Genomic DNA, 14,917 nt, shown 5'->3' with positions numbered 1-14,917 from the left:
GTCCGCGGAACCGGTCAGTTCATCACGGGTGCGGGTGCCTGCGCCTGCCGGGTGCGGTAGCCCTTGAGGAAGTTCTTGAACACGTCCACCTCTGCGACGCGCGAACGGATGGTGTTCACGTCGATCAACCCCGTGGCCTGTTCCGGCCGGGTCAGGATGCGGAAAGCGTCGGCGTCGGGCCCCTTCGCCATGGCACCACCGAAATCCTTGCGCAGCGTGTTCAGCCCGGTGCCGTCGCCGGCCAGCGCCAGCGCCACCGCCCGGTTGAGCACGAGCTGGGAGGCGGCGGGCTCGAGCTTCGCCTCCGGGGCGGGCGGCGCGCCGATGACCTTGCCGAGCGCCACGGCCGCCTGTTCCCACTTCTGCCCGCGCCAAGCGATGTCCACCCGCAGCAGGTCGGCGGGGCGGCTGTCGTCCTCCGCCAGAAGCTGCAACGCCTCGTCTCCGCGGCCGAGTTCGGCCAGCGCCTTGGCCTGCATCAGGCGGCGTTCGCGGGCGAGGTCGGCCGGAATGCCGGGGACGTTGGACATCTCCAGCGCGCGGATGGCGTCCTGCGACTTCTGGTCGAGCAGGCGGAGCGACGCCAGCCTCGTGCCGAGGCGGGCCTTCTCCTCGCCCGCCGAGCGGTACTGCACCTGATGCTCGTAGAGGTCGGCGGCGCGGCCGAGCATATCGATCGTCACCAGACGCTCGGCGAGCTGGCGGATCACCTCGTCCCCCTCCGGGCCGGGCGGGGTGAGCTCGCGGAACTGGTCGTAAAGCTTCAGCGCGTCGAGGGTCGGCAGCTTGGCCGCACCGTCCTTGTACAGGTCGGCGAAGCTCTGCTGCATCTTGCGGGTGATCTCCTCCGCCTTCGGCGTGTCGGCGACGATGGCCGCCGTCTCCTTCATGGAGTTCAGCCCGTCGGCGTACTGGCCGCCGGCCAGCAGCGACTCGCCCAACTTCTGGCGGATCGCCAACTCCAGATCGTCGCCACGCCACGCGTAGGTGAGGCCGGACAGCCGCTCCACCGCCGCGGCGGGGGAGATACGGTTCTCGGCCAGTTCCAGATCGGTCAGCGCCAGCCCGGCCTTGGCCCGGTAGAAGCGGTCGAGCCCCTCGTAGGCGGTCTTCAACTGCTCGATCGCGCGGTCTGGCTCGCCCAACTGCCGGTAGAGTTCGCCGCGCAGATACTGCACGTCGGCGCGATCCTCGGCATCCACGCCGCCGCGGGCGAGCACCCGGTCGATGAGGCGCTGGGCGCTGGCGGTGTCGCCGGTCTTCAGCGCCGCTTCCGCCGCCAGCAGCGCCAGCCGCGACAGCACCGGCTCCGGGTAGGTGGCGAGGTAGGCGTTGCCCGCCTTGAAGCCGGCCGCCGCCGCCGGCCAGTCGCCCTTCTGCGCCGCCACGGCCGCGCGCCACACGCCGATTTCCGGGTTGTTGGCAAAGGCCGGCAGCTTCAAGTCCTCCAGTGCGCCGTCGCCGTCGCCGGCCAGGACGCGGGCGGCCCCGCGCAGGGCGCGGAACTCCGGCCACGCTTCCAGGTCGCCCGTCTGGGTGCCCTGCACCACCTCCAGCATGCCCAGCGTCTCCGGCCCGAAGCCGTTCGCCAGATAGAATTTGGCAAGGTCGAGCTGCGCCTTGGCGCGCAGGTCGTCGGGAGCCTCGGCCGCGGCCATCTGGAGCTGCTGGCGGGCATCGGTGTAGTGTTCGGCGCCGCCGTGCTGCCAAGCGTCCAGCTCGTAGATGCGCCGGGTCGGCCGCTGCCCGGCGGCAGGCCCGGCCGGACCCGCAGCGGCGGTCTGGGCCGGCGGCTGGGAGCCCGGCGGGCGCAGCCCGGTGTCGGCCAGCGGCGACAGGTGCAGCCCGCCCGGCGCACCGATCTCCAGCCCCTCGCGCACCGGGCGCACCGCCAGATCGTCGTTCAGCGGACGCACGACGACGCCCTGGAAGGCGGGCAGAAGCTCGGCGTCCGGAAAGCGGCGCGGCTCACTCACCGCCTGGCCGGCGGTGGGCAGGGGCGCCACCATCAGCCGGTCGCCGACGTCGGGGTCGGACAGTTGCACCACCGCGTTGGCGTCGTTCGCCCGCACCAGCAGACGTGCGCCCATCAGGAAGGCGGGGTCCGGCTCCACCCGCAGCTCCTGCGGACCGGCGTTGACGAGGCGGGTGGAGGGGGTGATCCGCCACACCGTGCCCTGCCGCTCGATCTTCGGCCACACGAAGGGGCCGACACGCGTGCGGAAGGCGCTGCCGCCGGTCGCCGGCACCGGCTCCACCCCGCCGACCAGTTCCGCGTTCGGGCCGTTCACCTTGCCGGCGCCGATCGGCAGGCTCTTGTCGAAGACCATGTAGAGATGCCCGGCGCGCGCGAACACGGCCATCGAGGACGGGCCGCCCGGATCGAAGACGATGGCCGGCCCCGTCGCCACGACCGGCGACGGCGCCGCCGGGCTGGCCGCCGGTGCCGCCACCGCTGCGGTCGGCGCGTTCGCCGCCGCGACCGCGGGGCCCGAAGGGGTCGACGCGGGCGTCGGGGCCGGAGCCTGCCGCGGGGCGGCCGGGGGCGACGCGTTCGCCGGCGCCGGTTGGGCGGAGGCGGGGGCTTGAGCGGCGGATGTCGGGGCGGATGTCGGGGCGGAAGGCGTGGCGGAAGGCGTGGCGGGCTTCGGTTCCGGGGTCTGGGCGGCGGCGGTCGCTGCCTCGGGCGCCTTGCGGGTGCCGGCGTTCTGAACGTCGATGACGACCGACTTGCCGTTCTTGAAGTCTCGGATGTCGGCATCCTGCGGGGCGGCGAAGGTGATCGCCAACGCGCCGTTGGGCTGCCGATAGCTTTCGATGTTCTGGACGTTGCGCAGCTTCGCCCGCTCCGCCTGCGCCGCGTCGAGATCGCCGGGGCGGTCGAACAGCACGGTGACGGCGGCGCCGTCGCGCTGCACCCGGTATTCGGCACCGGCCGGCCAGTCGAAGACGATGCGCGTGTAATTCGGATGGTCGGCGGCGCGCACCGAAACGCGGGCCGCCGCCGACCGGGCCGGTGCGGGCGTCGCGGCCGCGGTTTGTGCCCCCGCCGCTGGCGCTGCTGCGGCGGCCTCGGCGGTCGTCGGGACCAGGTCGATGGCGACGGCGTTGCCGCTGCGGAAGCTCTTCAGCGTCACCGGGCGCCGCAGGTCGAACTCCACGCTGCGCCCGTCCGTCCCGACGCGCCCGCCGGCCAGGAAGCGGTTGACGCTGCGCACCGCGCGGTCAAGCGAGGTCTCGATGGGCTGGTCGAAGGTGACGACGAGCTTCTCGCCCTCGACCTTCGCGGTGAACTCGACCTTCTGCGGCCAGTCGAAGACCATGCGGGCGTAGTTCTGCTGGGTGAAGGCGCGCACGGGCACCGGCGCCGCGATCGCCGCGGCACCAGTCAGCAGCGCCACCCCGGCGGCGCCCACCCACACCCACGCTGCCAGCCCACGGCGGGCCATCGCCCTCACTCCTCCATCTCGCGCACGACGACGTCGACGCGCGGCCCGCCGCGCGCCGCGCCCGGCACCATCACGCTGCGCGCCACCAGATCACCGCGGTAGCCGCTGCCGCGCAACGCGGCCGAAACCGCCACCGCGCGTCCCAGCGACCGCTCCCACGCCTGACCGGAGGCGGCGTCCTCCCGCTCGGCGTGGCCGACCACCTCGATCCGGTTGCCGATGCGCCCGACCACCGCGCCCAGCGTGTGCAGCGCACGCCGGCCACGCTCACCGATCAGCAACCCACTGTGCTCGAACAGCAGCTCGCCTGGGAAGACGATCACGACGCGGTCGTCCTCGCGCTGGACGAACACGCCGGCCAGCTCCGGGCGGTCGGCCACCTGGGTGCGCAGCAGCGCGCCCAGATAATCCAGACTGACGCGCGACTGTGGCTCCAGCGTGGCGGCGTTGAAGGCGGCATGCGGGTCCGGCACCCGGTCCGACGGGGCGGAGGCGGTGGAGCGGGCGGACAGCCCGTCGGCCATGCGCGCCCAGCGCGGCCCGTCCGGCTCCGCCATCGCCAGCATCAGCACGAAGAAGGCGAACAGCAGTGAGATCAGATCGGTGAAGCTGACCAGCCAGATGGTGCGGCGGCTGTCCGCCCCCGCGCTGTCGCGCGCCTTGTCGAAGCCCGGCACCCGGATCATCGCCGCCCCTCCCCCGCCGCGCGCAGGCTGAACAGGAAGCGGATCGTTCCAGCATCTCCCCGCTCGACGCCCACGGTGACCGAGCCGGGAGGAGCGCCGTCGCCGGTCAGCGCGCGCGCCAGCGCACCGGCGCGCTGCACCGGGCCGGGCGGCTGGCTCAGCGCCCCCTCGTCGATGGCGAGCAGCGCGTCCACCTCCATCCGCTCACCCGGCCGGTCGGCACGCAGGCTGTTGGCGATGCGGTCCAGCAGCCCCTGCCGGTCGGGTCGCAGCGTGGCGGTGCCCGGCAGGAACAACGCATCGATCGGCAGCCAGACCTCCAGCAGCCGGCCGGGCCGCACCGCGTTCACGCGCGCCACGGCGACCGCGGTCACGAACAACTCGCCCATCTCGTGCAGCCGCTCCGCCGCGAAGACGGTGCCGGATCGCGACGCCACCGGATCCGTCCCGTCACGCAGCCGCGCGTCGATCTTGAATTCCGGGAAGCCGCGCTCGACGGACGCCAGGACGGCGCTCGTGCGCTCCGGCCGGCGCACGGCCTGGGCATTCAGCACGATGAAGAACACCAGCAACAACAGGAACAGCGACAGCAGCAGCACCAGCGGCCCGTTCGCAGCCCCCCCCGGCACGGCCCGGCCGGCGGGCAGCGCGGACAGTGGCGCTTTGCCCGGCGTGGCCATGGCGTCAGTCGAAGCTCGCCAGCAGCCGGTCGATCTCGTCCTGGTTGATGGCGTTGCCAGGAAGCTGGGGGCCATGCAGCAGGGCCGCGTCGCCGGCCGGTTCGGGATCGGCCTCCAGCGCTCCCAGAGCCGATTCGCCGAAGGCGGCGACCAACGCGTCGACCTTTGCCTCGATGTGCTTCAGCGCCTTCACAACCTTGGTGATTCGCTGGCCGGTGATGTCCTGGAAGTTGCAGGCTTCGAAGATGCGGGTGATCTGCTCGGTCAGCTTCACGCCCTGCTCGCCGTCGATGCCGCCGGCGATGACCCCGATGGCGTCGCAGGCGTCGAAGATGGCGAAGGTCGCGGTCTCCGTCGCGCCGACCACCGCGTCCAGCTCGTCGTGCGCGGTGGGCAGGTGGCAGTCGCGGATGTCGGCCGGGCGGATCGCCGCGATCTCCCGCCGCGCGTGCTGGATGTAGCGGGCAAGCGACTCCAGCTCCTTGTAGAGACCCAGATCCTGGGCGGAGAGGTCGCCCTGCATGGTCGTCAGCACCTCGCGGACGATGTCGCCCACCTCCTCGCGCGACAGCGGTTGCGCCGCTTCGGCGTGCGCGGCGTCGATCCGCTGTCGGAGAAGCTTCTGCTCCGCAAGGACGTTGCTGGGGGTCATCTCTCTGCCTCCGGGTTCAGTCGGCGTGCGCGGTGCGGATCGGGCTCAGAAGGCGCCCAGCACCGACTGAAGCTTGGACTTCAGCGTCTCGGCGTTGAACGGCTTGACGATGTAGTTGCTGACCCCCGCTTCCTTGGCGGCGATCACGTTCTCGGTCTTGCTCTCGGCGGTGATCATGATGAAGGGGATGGCGGCGAGCTTGGCATCGGCCCGCACCTCCCTGAGGAGCTGGAGCCCGGTCATCGGCTCCATGTTCCAGTCGGAGATGATCAGCCCGAAGCGGCTTTCCCGCAGCTTGGTCAAGGCGGACGACCCGTCCATCGCCTCTTCGACATTGTCGAAGCCGACCTGCTTCAAAAGATTACGGACGATGCGCAACATCGTCTTGTAGTCATCGACGATCAGGATCGGCAAGTTCTTGTCGACAGCCATGGACCACCCGCGACGCCGCTCTGCGGCTACTTTCCCGTTCGTCCGGCCGGACCGGTGCGGCCTGACGACGGGACGAGACTTTACATTAAATTGTTTCGGTTAATGCCACGTAAACATGCAGGATCGGTCCGCAGTAACCACACACTGTTGCAAACTGGGCACGGTCACTGCGGCACCGCCGGCAGCGCGCGCCGCTCCACCAGGGCCGCGGTGATGGCCTTGGCCTTGGAGGGGTCCATGGCGGCCAGCACGGGCGCGGTCTTGGTCTCCTTCATGCGGGTGATGACGTCGAGAAGCACGGGCATCTCCAACTCCTCGAAGATGCGGGCAGCCTCCTTCGGCTTCATCGTCTCGTAGATCTTGACGAGGCTGTCGAGCTGCTCGCTCTGCCGCTGGTCGCCGGTGCGCAGCAGCTTCTGAATCTCGCCGCGCACCTTCTCCAGCTCCTGGAGCTTCTGGTCGATGCGCTTCTCCGCCGCCGCCAGCAGGGCCTCGCGCTGCTCGACCTCCTTGGTCCGGCGCTCGATCTCGGCACGACGGTCGGCGTAATGCTGCAGCAGCTCGTTGTTGTCCACCGGCCCCAGCGGATTGGCGGCGGCCATGCGCTCGCCACCGGCGGCGGCCGGCCCGGGCGACGGCTCCGGTGGCCGCGCGGCGGCGCCCGGTGCGGCCGGGGCCGGTTGCTGCGGCTGTTGAGCCGGCGGGCTCGGTGCCTGGGCCAGGGTCACCGGGAACTCGGGAAGCTGGGCGTCCCGGGTCGCGATGCGCCAGAGGTCGCCGACGCGCAGGCCGAGCATCAGGACGGCCACGAAGATGGTCACCGGCAACAGCCGGAACCGCAATCCCCGCGCCCGCGCGACCAGACGGCGGGCCAGCGGCTCGCGGGCGGGTTTGCGCCGCATCTTCCCTGTGGGCGTCGCCTTGACCGGTGGTTTGCCGACGGCCGGTCTGCGGGCCGGCGCGGCGGGGTCGGCGGTGGTGGCCGGCGGCTTGCGGTCGAGGGTCGTGGTGGTCGTCATCGCATCCCCCCTCAGCGCCGGTTCTCGATGGCCTGCAGAAGCTCACGCTCGGCACGCGACAGTGTGTCCTGGGGATCGCGCTGACGCGGCGCGTCCCCTCCCGCGGGCGGGGGCACCGACGGATCACGCCGCGCCGCCTCGGCACGCGCGGCCAACAGCGTCTCGTCGATCAGCGGGCTTGCCGGGGCCGGGCGCACCGGCGGGGCGACCGCCTGCCGCCCCGCGCCACGCTGGGCCGGTGCCGCGGGTGCGCCCCGCGGGCGCTCGCCGCCGGTGGCACTCAGACGGTCGGCCAGCGCCTCCCCCGTCTCCACCATGAAGGTCAGCTCGTCGCGCAGCGCGGCTGCCTTGTCGATGGCGCGCTGAAGCTGCTCGCCGGTGTCGGTGGCGGCCCGCCGCATCCCCTTCACGCCGGAGTCCGCCTGCGCGGTCGCCTCGTTCAGGCCGCGGATCAGCTCGGCCAGCTCGCTGCGGCTGTCGCGCAGCTTGATGATCTGCTTGTTCAGGATGATCGCGTAGGCGATGGTCGCGACAAGCAGCCCGACCATCACCAGATCGACCAACAGCGACAGGTTGGGCGTCATAGCCGCATGACCTCCTGCTTCGGCAGTTCCTTTTCGATCCGCACGGCGATGTGTCCGCCCTTGCGGCCCATGCGGCCCTGGAACATCGACACGTCGCCGCAGCGCAGCTCGATGCTCCCGTCGGGCGTCGCGTTCAGCAGGATCCGTGTGCCGACGCGCCAGTTCAGCACGTCGTGCAGGGTCATGGTGATCTCGTCCAGCACCGCCGACAGATCGACGTCGGTGACCAGCAGTTCCGACGCCAGGTGGGTTTCCCAGATGCTGTCGCGGCCGAACTTCTCACCCATGAACATCTGGAGCAGCAGCTCGCGCACCGGCTCCAGCGTGGCGTAGGGGATCATCAGCTCCAGCCGGCCGCCGCGATCCTCCATGTCGATGCGCAGCTTGACCAGCACGGCGGCGTTGGCCGGCCGGGCGATGGTGGCGAAACGTGGATTCGTCTCCAGCCGGTCGAAGCGGAAGGTGACCGGCGACAGCGGGTCGAAGGCGGCGGACAGGTCGGACAGCACCACATGCACCATCCGCTCGACCAGATTGCGCTCGATGGTGGTGTAGGGGCGGCCCTCGATGCGCATCGCCGCGGTACCGCGGCGGCCGCCCAGCAGCACGTCCACGATCGAGTAGATCAGCGCCGAATCCACGACCATCAGGCCGTAGTTGTCCCACTCCTCCGCCTTGAAGACGCTCAGCATGGCCGGCAGCGGGATGGAGTTCAGGTAATCGCCGAAACGCACCGACGAGATCTGGTCGAGGCTGACCTCGACGTTGTCGGAGGTGAAGTTGCGGAGCGAGGTGGACATCATGCGGACGAGGCGGTCGAAGACCACCTCCAGCATCGGCAGGCGTTCGTAGTTCACCAGCGCCGAATTGACCAGCGCCATGATGCCGGAATTGTCGCCGTCGCCGGCCCCGCCCTGGTCGAAGCCGAGCAGGCTGTCGATCTCGTCCTGGTTCAGGACGCGGGTGGAGCCGCCGCCGTCGTCACCGCCGCCCATGTCGCCGCCGTCTTCCGCCAGCGCGGCCCATTCGGCGGCGAGCCGTTCCTCTTCACTCAGCTCGTCGGGGTTGCTCATGTCTCGTCTCCGCGTCCCCGGCTCACTGCACCAGCATTTCCCGGAACAGGATGTCCTTCACCTTCACCGGATGGGCGGCGGCGGTGATGCGCATCAGCAGTTCCTGCCGCAACCGGTACATGCCGGCCGATCCCTTCAGGTCCTCCAGCCGCAGCTCCCGCAGATAGACCTGGAAGTTGTCGACGATGCGCGGCAGCACATGTTCGATCGCCGGAACATCCTCCGGCTTGGCGACCTGGATCGAGATCTTGATCTTCAGGAAGGCGGGCCGGCGGTTGGCGGTGTTCAGGTTCACCAGCATGTCCGGCAGGTCGTAGAAGACCGGCGGTCCGGCGTGCTCCTGCGGTGCCGCCTCGGTCGGGGCGGGGTGCTCCTCCTCCTTGTGGCCGAGAAGCATGTCGAGAACGCCGCTGAAATACACGCCGGCACCCGTTCCCACCAGCAGCAGCAGCGGCAGGATCACGAACAGGACGAGCTTCTTGCCGCTGAATTTCTTGCGCGGCACGCCGCCCGACATGTCATCGCTATCGGCGTGAGCGGTCATTCGTGGGTGTTCCGGAAGTGCCGTAAGGGGTGTCGGCGGATGCAATCCAACCTATCTTTGGGATAGTTAACAAAGCCTTTTCGGGGAGGAGGGGGTCACGGGCACCGGCACCCGTTGCTACGGATTGTCCCATGGACGCCAGGCGGTGGACCGCACAATCTATGCGGGACGTGGCGCGGCGGAAAAGGTGCAGAATGCTGACCATCATGTATCGCAGCGAAGCGGCAACGCTGCTTCCCTTCTCCGAGCTGACCCAAATCTGCCTCACCAGCGCCCACAAGAACCGCGCTCTCGGCATCACCGGCTTCCTGATCGAGTTCGATGGCATCTTCCTCCAGGTGCTGGAGGGGGAGTCCGATGCGGTCGACCGGCTGTACGACCGCATCCGCGCGGATCCCCGCCATCGCAATGTCGAGCTGCTGCTCCGCGAGGCCGGGGACACCGGCCGCAGCTTCGGCTTCTGGGCGATGAACTTCGGCCCGCTGAACGACCATGACTTCTGGCGCGGCGTGTTCGGCAGGCCCATGGGCCTGCCGGAATTCGCCCGCCGTTCCCACGATCCGGACTTCGCGCTCGAGGTCCTGTCGCGCGCCTATCTGCACGCCTGCACGGTGGCCGACATCAACCCATCCGTCCGTGATTTCGTGCACGGCGCGATCCCCAGCTTCGCCAGCGCCTGAACCTGAACGGGTCGGCCGGCACGGATCTTGAGTGGATCGTGCCAGCACCACGTCCGGAATCCGCCGATTCCGGAAACGGGAAGGTTTTGCCCGGCGCCAGCGGGAGCTTTCTGCCGGCATGGCGGCAGCTTTTGCCCGGCACACACCGTCCCGGACCGGAGCGACCCGCCCCCGGTTGTTGGCACGCTGCCTGCATAGGGATTTGCACCGGCATCGATGGACCCGCCGGCCGGAAGCTCGGGAGTCATCACGATGGAAAATCCGATCTACGTCGCCCTGTCGCGCCAGACCGCTCTGCGCCGCCAGATGGACGTCGTCTCGAACAACATCGCGAACATGAACACCACCGGCTTCAAGCAGCAGCGCATGCTGTTCACCGAATTCCTGGAGCGGCCGGGCATGCACGAGCAGGTCAGCTTCGTGCAGGACCGCGGCGTGGCGCGCGACATCACCAACGGGGGAATGACCCACACCGGCAACTCGCTGGACTTCGCGCTGAACGGCCCCGGTTACTTCACGGTCGATACCGCCAGCGGCCGCCGCTACACGCGCGCCGGCAATTTCCACCTGAACGACCAGCGCCAGATCGTCGATGCCGGCGGCCTTCCCCTGCTCTCGGACAACGGCCAGCCCATGGTCATCCCCGAGGGTGCGCGCGAGATCACACTGGCCGGCGACGGCACCGTCTCCACCGAGCTGGGTGCGGTCGGCCGTCTGAACATCGTCACCTTCCGCAACGAGCAGCTGATGACCGAGGTCGGTTCCGGCCTCTACGTCACCGACGAGGATCCGCAGCCGGCCCCGCCCGAGACGAAGGTGGCACAGGGCTTGCTTGAACAAAGCAACGTCAAGCCGGTGGTGGAGATGACCGCGATGATCGAGATCATGCGCCAGTACCAGCAGAACCAGCGCTTCATCGACAACGAGCACGAACGCATCCGCACCGTGATCCAGCGCCTCGGGCGCGTGGTCTGAGCCGGTCACCGGGACGAAGAGAGGACACACCACCATGCGCAGCCTCGCCATCGGCGCTACCGGGATGCTGGCCCAGCAGGTCAACGTCGAGACCATCTCGAACAACATCGCCAACGCCACCACGACCGGTTTCAAGAAGCAGCGGGCGGAATTCCAGGACCTGCTCTACCAGAACTTCCGCCGCATCGGCTCCACCTCGTCGGACGCCGGCACCATCGTGCCGACCGGCGTGCAGGTGGGTGCCGGCGTGCGGGTCGCCGCCATCGGCCGCATCCTGGAGCAGGGCAACCTGACCGTCACCGACAACAAGCTGGACGTGGCGGTGAACGGCGCCGGCTACTTCCAGGTCCAGCTTCCCAACGGCGACACCTCCTACACCCGCGCCGGCAACTTCAAGCTCTCGCCGGAAGGGGTGATCGTCACCGCCGACGGCTATCAGGTGATCCCCGCGATCACCATCCCGACCGACGCGGTGGACGTGGCGATCAACCCCTCGGGCGAGGTGCTGGTGAAGACGGACGGGCAGGTGGAGACGCAGAATGTCGGCCAGCTCCAGCTGGCCACCTTCCCCAACGCCGCCGGCCTGGAAGCCATCGGGGACAACCTGTTCATGGAGACCCCCGCCTCGGGCGGCGGCGTGGTCGGCAACCCCGGCGCGCCGGGCTTCGGCCGGCTGGTGCAGGGGGCGCTGGAGACGTCGAACGTCAACATCGTGCAGGAGATCACCACCCTGATCACCGCGCAGCGCGCCTACGAGATGAACTCCAAGGTCATCAAGACCACCGACGAGATGATGCAGACCGTCGGCCAGCTCCGCTGACCGCGCCGCTTCCTGGGGAACCGCCGCCATGATCCGCACCGCCTCCCTCCTCCTCGGCACCGCCCTGGTCCTCGCCACCGCCGCGCTGACCGCCACCGCCCAGACCATCGGGGCCCAGGTTCCGGCCGCCCAGTCCGTGGCGATCTACGGGCAGGACCATGCGGAGGCGGTGCTGGGCCGCGAGCTGTCCCGTCAGATCACCGCCGGCCGGCTGCGGATCGAGTTCGACAACCGTTCGGTCGAGCTGCGCGCTCCCGCCGGGGCCGGGTCGCTGACGGCGGAGAATGTCTACTACAACCCGGTCAGCGGCCGTTTCGCCGCCGAGCTGGTGGTGCCCGGCACCAAGCCGGCGGTGCGGCTCCCGGTCGCCGGACGCGCCTATGGCGTGGTCGAGGTGCCCGTGCTGAACCGCCGCATCGGCACCGGAGACGCCATCGCCGCCCAGGACATCGCCTGGGTCGAGGTGCGCGCCGATCAGGCCGGCAGCGACGTCGCAACCTCCGAGAACGACCTCGTCGGCATGACGCCCAAGCGCGGCGTGCCGGTGAACCAGCCAGTCCGGCTGCGCGACATCCAGTCGCCGCGCGTGATCGACAAGGGCGCGCTGGTCGTCATCACCCTTTCCACGCCCTCCATGTCGCTGAGCGCCCAGGGCAAGGCCCTGCAGGACGGCGGCAAGGGCGATGTCATCCGCGTCGTGAACACCCAATCCAACCGCATCGTCGAAGCGACGGTCGCGGGCCCCAACGTCGTCGTCGTGGCAAAGCCCGGCGTCCCCACCTATTGATCGGGAGAAACCTCCGATGACCACCCGCCGCCTCGCCCGCACCGCGTTCCGCTTCGCCCTGCTCGCGGCCGTCACCGCCGGCCTGCCAGCCTGCAACGCCTTCTCCCGGATGTCCGAGCTCGGCTCGGGCCCGCAGCTCACCAAGATCCAGGACCCGCAGGCGGCGCCCGGTTACCAGCCGGTCAGCCTGCCGATGCCGACGCCGCTGCCGGTCGAGCGCAACCCCAACTCGCTGTGGCGCACCGGGGCCAAGGCCTTCTTCAAGGACCAGCGGGCGGCCCGCGTGGGTGACCTGCTGACGGTGCTGATCAGCATCGAGGACGAGGCGCAGATCGACAACTCCACCAGCCGCACCCGCAACAACGGCGAGACCGCCGACCTGTCGGCCTTCCTGGGGCTGGAAAGCAAGCTGAAGGGCATCCTGCCCGACGCGGTCGATCCGACCAACCTGGTGGACGGCGCCAGCACCTCGACGAGCCGCGGCACCGGCCAGATCCGCCGCAAGGAGACGGTGGACCTGAAGCTGGCGGCGCTGGTCACCCAGACCCTGCCGAACGGCAACCTGGTGGTCCAGGGCCGGCAGGAGGTGCGGGTGAACTACGAGGTGCGCGACCTGGTGGTCACCGGCGTGATCCGGCCGGAGGACATCACCGCCACCAACACCATCCGCTACGACCAGATCGCGGAAGCCCGCATCTCCTACGCCGGCCGCGGCCAGATCTCCGACGTGCAGCAGCCCCGCTACGGCCAGCAACTCTTCGACATCATCATGCCGTTCTGAGGATCGGCGCCACGGTCGGGGGTGGCGCCCGCCCCCCGACCGTGGCGGCACGACGGACGGCAGATTCTGCCCCATGGGCGGCAACGGACTGGCAGGGATTGCCGGCCGGAAGAAGCTGCCCATTCATCCGCTACGACGACCGGAAACGCAACGAGGCGGCCCTGGGGCCGCCTCGCGTCGTCGGCGCCGTCGCGCCGTATGGGTCACGCCTCAGACCGCCGCATCCGCGGCCAGCTGCGCGGCGCGCTTGTTCAACAGCGCGCGGACGCCCGCCACGAAGGTGACGGGCACATCGATGCGGACGCAGGGCTCCTGGACCCGGGGGTCGTCGCCGGGGTAGAGCCGCTCATATTCGCCGGCGTTGTCGTAGGCGTGGCGGTTGTCGGACTCGAAGTAGGTCTCGGCGACCATGTTCTCGGCGTAGACGCCGTCGTGGCTGTCCAGTTCGATGTGGAAATATTCGATGGTCTGGATGTCGTCCACCTGACGCACGGTCGTGCCGTTGATCAGGTGCCGCACGGAAATGCCATAATCCTTCACCAGCAGACCGTGGGCCGGCGACAGGTACAGGTCACGCGACGGCGCGTTCTCCGCGAAGGCGTTGCGCTGGATGAGCACGGGCAGATGGACCCGGCGCCCCTCCTCCGTCAGCAGATCGTCGGTGCGGACGGTGCGGCGGCCGATCCAGCGGATGGGCCGGTACTCGCCGGTCTTCCAGGACAGAACCCGGTCGCCGATCGCGAGGGACTCGATCGCGCGCGCCCCGCGGTCGGTCATGATGTGGGTGCCGCGCAAAAAGCAGGTAGGATCAGGTGCCAACGTAAGAATCCTTTGATTTTGGAAATCGGCAACGGAGCGGGCCGTTGCGGGGACGGCTGCGGCCCGTCGAACGCATCGACAGGCTTTAATAAGTATACATATAATATCTGAATGAAACTTTAAGCGGCAGAACCGTCGTCGCCCCTTGGTTGCGGCTCTCCGGCCAGGCGCCTATGATACCCCCACACGCCATCCGGCGCGGCGCCCCTTTGGTTCCATGACCCCCGACGACCTCCAATCCCGCATCCTCCACCGCGACGGCCTCATGCTGGTGATCGACAAGCCGGCCGGGCTGCCCGTGCACGCCGGCCCAGGCGGCGGGCCGAACCTGGAGGCGCTGTTCGACGGGCTGCGCTTCGGGCTGCCCGCCCCGCCAGCGCTCGCTCACCGCCTGGACCGCGACACGTCGGGCTGTCTGGTGCTGGGGCGCCACCGCAAGGCGCTGGCGAAGCTCGGGCGGCTGTTCCAGGATGGGCGGATCGGCAAGACCTACTGGGCGGTGCTGGTGGGCGAGCCGCCGGAGGAGCGCGGCACCATCGACCGGCCGCTGAAGAAGGTGTCCCGCAAGGGCGGCGGCTGGCGCATGACGGTGGCCGACGACGGCCAGCCCTCCGTCACCGATTACGAGTTGCTGGGCCGGGCGGACGGGCTGAGTTGGGTGGCCTTCCACCCGCGCACGGGGCGGACCCATCAAATCCGCGTGCACGCCGCCCATCTCGGCTGCCCACTGCTGGGTGACCCGCAATACGCCGGGGACAAGGCCCGGCCGGGCACGCCGCTGCACCTGCACTCGCGCGGCATCGTGGTTCCGCTCTACCCCAAGCGCGACCCGATCGCGGTCACCGCCCCGGTCCCGGCGCATATGCGGGACGCGCTCGCGGCCTGCGGCTTCGGCGGAGACGCCTGAGGGACCCTGCCGCGGTGTTCGCGCGTTTG

The 14,917-nt window shown here is 69.8% G+C and carries 16 protein-coding genes; 6 read left to right on the top strand and 10 right to left on the bottom strand.

The features are described from left to right. Positions 1 to 14: 14 nt before the first annotated feature. The 9 genes from HL658_RS04390 to HL658_RS04350 all read right to left on the bottom strand — a co-directional run bounded on the left by HL658_RS04390 (position 15) and on the right by HL658_RS04350 (position 9,119). Positions 15 to 3,449, bottom strand: a complete 3,435-nt coding sequence (locus HL658_RS04390) for a tetratricopeptide repeat protein (protein ID WP_180280634.1) — start codon at positions 3,447 to 3,449, stop codon at positions 15 to 17. A gap of 5 nt (positions 3,450 to 3,454) precedes the next feature. Next, positions 3,455 to 4,135, bottom strand: a complete 681-nt coding sequence (locus HL658_RS04385) for an OmpA/MotB family protein (RefSeq protein ID WP_180280633.1) — start codon at positions 4,133 to 4,135, stop codon at positions 3,455 to 3,457. Next, positions 4,132 to 4,815, bottom strand: a complete 684-nt coding sequence (locus HL658_RS04380) for a hypothetical protein (protein WP_180280632.1) — start codon at positions 4,813 to 4,815, stop codon at positions 4,132 to 4,134. The genes HL658_RS04385 and HL658_RS04380 overlap by 4 nt, the downstream gene beginning before the upstream one ends. A gap of 4 nt (positions 4,816 to 4,819) precedes the next feature. Beyond that, positions 4,820 to 5,467: a protein phosphatase CheZ gene (locus tag HL658_RS04375; RefSeq protein ID WP_180280631.1), complete on the bottom strand. Its 648-nt coding sequence runs from the start codon at positions 5,465 to 5,467 to the stop codon at positions 4,820 to 4,822. 45 nt (positions 5,468 to 5,512) lie between these two features. Continuing rightward, positions 5,513 to 5,899 (bottom strand): response regulator, encoded by a 387-nt coding sequence (locus HL658_RS04370; protein ID WP_180280630.1) that lies wholly within the window; start codon positions 5,897 to 5,899, stop codon positions 5,513 to 5,515. Positions 5,900 to 6,063: 164 nt separating this feature from the next. Then, the gene (locus HL658_RS04365) at positions 6,064 to 6,918 is read right to left on the bottom strand and encodes a MotE family protein (RefSeq protein WP_180280629.1); all 855 of its coding nucleotides are present in this window, start codon (positions 6,916 to 6,918) and stop codon (positions 6,064 to 6,066) included. 11 nt (positions 6,919 to 6,929) lie between these two features. Further along, the gene (locus tag HL658_RS04360) at positions 6,930 to 7,502 is read right to left on the bottom strand and encodes a DUF6468 domain-containing protein (protein WP_180280628.1); all 573 of its coding nucleotides are present in this window, start codon (positions 7,500 to 7,502) and stop codon (positions 6,930 to 6,932) included. Continuing rightward, positions 7,499 to 8,575 (bottom strand): flagellar motor switch protein FliM, encoded by a 1,077-nt coding sequence (gene fliM / locus HL658_RS04355; RefSeq protein WP_180280627.1) that lies wholly within the window; start codon positions 8,573 to 8,575, stop codon positions 7,499 to 7,501. The genes HL658_RS04360 and fliM overlap by 4 nt, the downstream gene beginning before the upstream one ends. 22 nt (positions 8,576 to 8,597) lie before the next feature. Then, positions 8,598 to 9,119, bottom strand: coding sequence for a flagellar basal body-associated FliL family protein (locus HL658_RS04350; RefSeq protein WP_180280626.1), 522 nt, complete (start codon positions 9,117 to 9,119; stop codon positions 8,598 to 8,600). 194 nt (positions 9,120 to 9,313) lie between these two features. On the opposite strand from HL658_RS04350, the gene HL658_RS04345 reads away from it, so the two are divergent. The 5 genes from HL658_RS04345 to flgH all read left to right on the top strand — a co-directional run bounded on the left by HL658_RS04345 (position 9,314) and on the right by flgH (position 13,162). Beyond that, entirely contained in the window at positions 9,314 to 9,799 is a 486-nt protein-coding gene (locus HL658_RS04345) for a BLUF domain-containing protein (protein ID WP_180280625.1), read from the top strand. A gap of 252 nt (positions 9,800 to 10,051) precedes the next feature. After that, positions 10,052 to 10,774 (top strand): flagellar basal-body rod protein FlgF, encoded by a 723-nt coding sequence (gene flgF, locus HL658_RS04340; RefSeq protein WP_180280624.1) that lies wholly within the window; start codon positions 10,052 to 10,054, stop codon positions 10,772 to 10,774. A 34-nt stretch (positions 10,775 to 10,808) separates the two neighbouring features. After that, positions 10,809 to 11,594, top strand: a complete 786-nt coding sequence (flgG, locus tag HL658_RS04335) for a flagellar basal-body rod protein FlgG (RefSeq protein WP_180280623.1) — start codon at positions 10,809 to 10,811, stop codon at positions 11,592 to 11,594. A gap of 28 nt (positions 11,595 to 11,622) precedes the next feature. Continuing rightward, positions 11,623 to 12,381, top strand: a complete 759-nt coding sequence (gene flgA / locus HL658_RS04330) for a flagellar basal body P-ring formation chaperone FlgA (protein ID WP_180280622.1) — start codon at positions 11,623 to 11,625, stop codon at positions 12,379 to 12,381. A 16-nt stretch (positions 12,382 to 12,397) separates the two neighbouring features. Beyond that, positions 12,398 to 13,162, top strand: a complete 765-nt coding sequence (flgH, locus tag HL658_RS04325) for a flagellar basal body L-ring protein FlgH (protein ID WP_180280621.1) — start codon at positions 12,398 to 12,400, stop codon at positions 13,160 to 13,162. Between the two features lie 210 nt (positions 13,163 to 13,372). On the opposite strand, the gene HL658_RS04320 is transcribed toward flgH, so the two are convergent. Then, positions 13,373 to 13,957 carry a Hint domain-containing protein gene (locus tag HL658_RS04320; protein ID WP_281378674.1) on the bottom strand — a complete coding sequence of 195 codons (585 nt, stop codon included), beginning with the start codon at positions 13,955 to 13,957 and terminating at the stop codon, positions 13,373 to 13,375. 241 nt (positions 13,958 to 14,198) lie between these two features. Here HL658_RS04320 and HL658_RS04315 point away from each other — a divergent pair, with 241 nt between their 5' ends. Then, positions 14,199 to 14,888 carry an RluA family pseudouridine synthase gene (locus tag HL658_RS04315; protein WP_180280619.1) on the top strand — a complete coding sequence of 230 codons (690 nt, stop codon included), beginning with the start codon at positions 14,199 to 14,201 and terminating at the stop codon, positions 14,886 to 14,888. Positions 14,889 to 14,917: the final 29 nt, after the last annotated feature.

The sequence above is a fragment of the Azospirillum oleiclasticum genome (assembly GCF_013423485.1).
GTDB lineage: Bacteria > Pseudomonadota > Alphaproteobacteria > Azospirillales > Azospirillaceae > Azospirillum > Azospirillum oleiclasticum.
The sequence above is the reverse complement of the archived record's forward strand: the minus strand, read 5'-3'. Positions and strand labels throughout refer to the sequence as shown.

What these genes read in the sequence shown, in the direction of transcription:
- HL658_RS04390 (WP_180280634.1), bottom strand. Translation starts at nt 3,449, where the DNA reads ATGGCCCGCCGTGGGCTGGCAGCGTGGGTGTGGGTGGGCGCCGCCGGG.
- HL658_RS04385 (WP_180280633.1), bottom strand. Translation starts at nt 4,135, where the DNA reads ATGATCCGGGTGCCGGGCTTCGACAAGGCGCGCGACAGCGCGGGGGCG.
- HL658_RS04380 (WP_180280632.1), bottom strand. Translation starts at nt 4,815, where the DNA reads ATGGCCACGCCGGGCAAAGCGCCACTGTCCGCGCTGCCCGCCGGCCGG.
- HL658_RS04375 (WP_180280631.1), bottom strand. Translation starts at nt 5,467, where the DNA reads ATGACCCCCAGCAACGTCCTTGCGGAGCAGAAGCTTCTCCGACAGCGG.
- HL658_RS04370 (WP_180280630.1), bottom strand. Translation starts at nt 5,899, where the DNA reads ATGGCTGTCGACAAGAACTTGCCGATCCTGATCGTCGATGACTACAAG.
- HL658_RS04365 (WP_180280629.1), bottom strand. Translation starts at nt 6,918, where the DNA reads ATGACGACCACCACGACCCTCGACCGCAAGCCGCCGGCCACCACCGCC.
- HL658_RS04360 (WP_180280628.1), bottom strand. Translation starts at nt 7,502, where the DNA reads ATGACGCCCAACCTGTCGCTGTTGGTCGATCTGGTGATGGTCGGGCTG.
- fliM (WP_180280627.1), bottom strand. Translation starts at nt 8,575, where the DNA reads ATGAGCAACCCCGACGAGCTGAGTGAAGAGGAACGGCTCGCCGCCGAA.
- HL658_RS04350 (WP_180280626.1), bottom strand. Translation starts at nt 9,119, where the DNA reads ATGACCGCTCACGCCGATAGCGATGACATGTCGGGCGGCGTGCCGCGC.
- HL658_RS04345 (WP_180280625.1), top strand. Translation starts at nt 9,314, where the DNA reads ATGCTGACCATCATGTATCGCAGCGAAGCGGCAACGCTGCTTCCCTTC.
- flgF (WP_180280624.1), top strand. Translation starts at nt 10,052, where the DNA reads ATGGAAAATCCGATCTACGTCGCCCTGTCGCGCCAGACCGCTCTGCGC.
- flgG (WP_180280623.1), top strand. Translation starts at nt 10,809, where the DNA reads ATGCGCAGCCTCGCCATCGGCGCTACCGGGATGCTGGCCCAGCAGGTC.
- flgA (WP_180280622.1), top strand. Translation starts at nt 11,623, where the DNA reads ATGATCCGCACCGCCTCCCTCCTCCTCGGCACCGCCCTGGTCCTCGCC.
- flgH (WP_180280621.1), top strand. Translation starts at nt 12,398, where the DNA reads ATGACCACCCGCCGCCTCGCCCGCACCGCGTTCCGCTTCGCCCTGCTC.
- HL658_RS04315 (WP_180280619.1), top strand. Translation starts at nt 14,199, where the DNA reads ATGACCCCCGACGACCTCCAATCCCGCATCCTCCACCGCGACGGCCTC.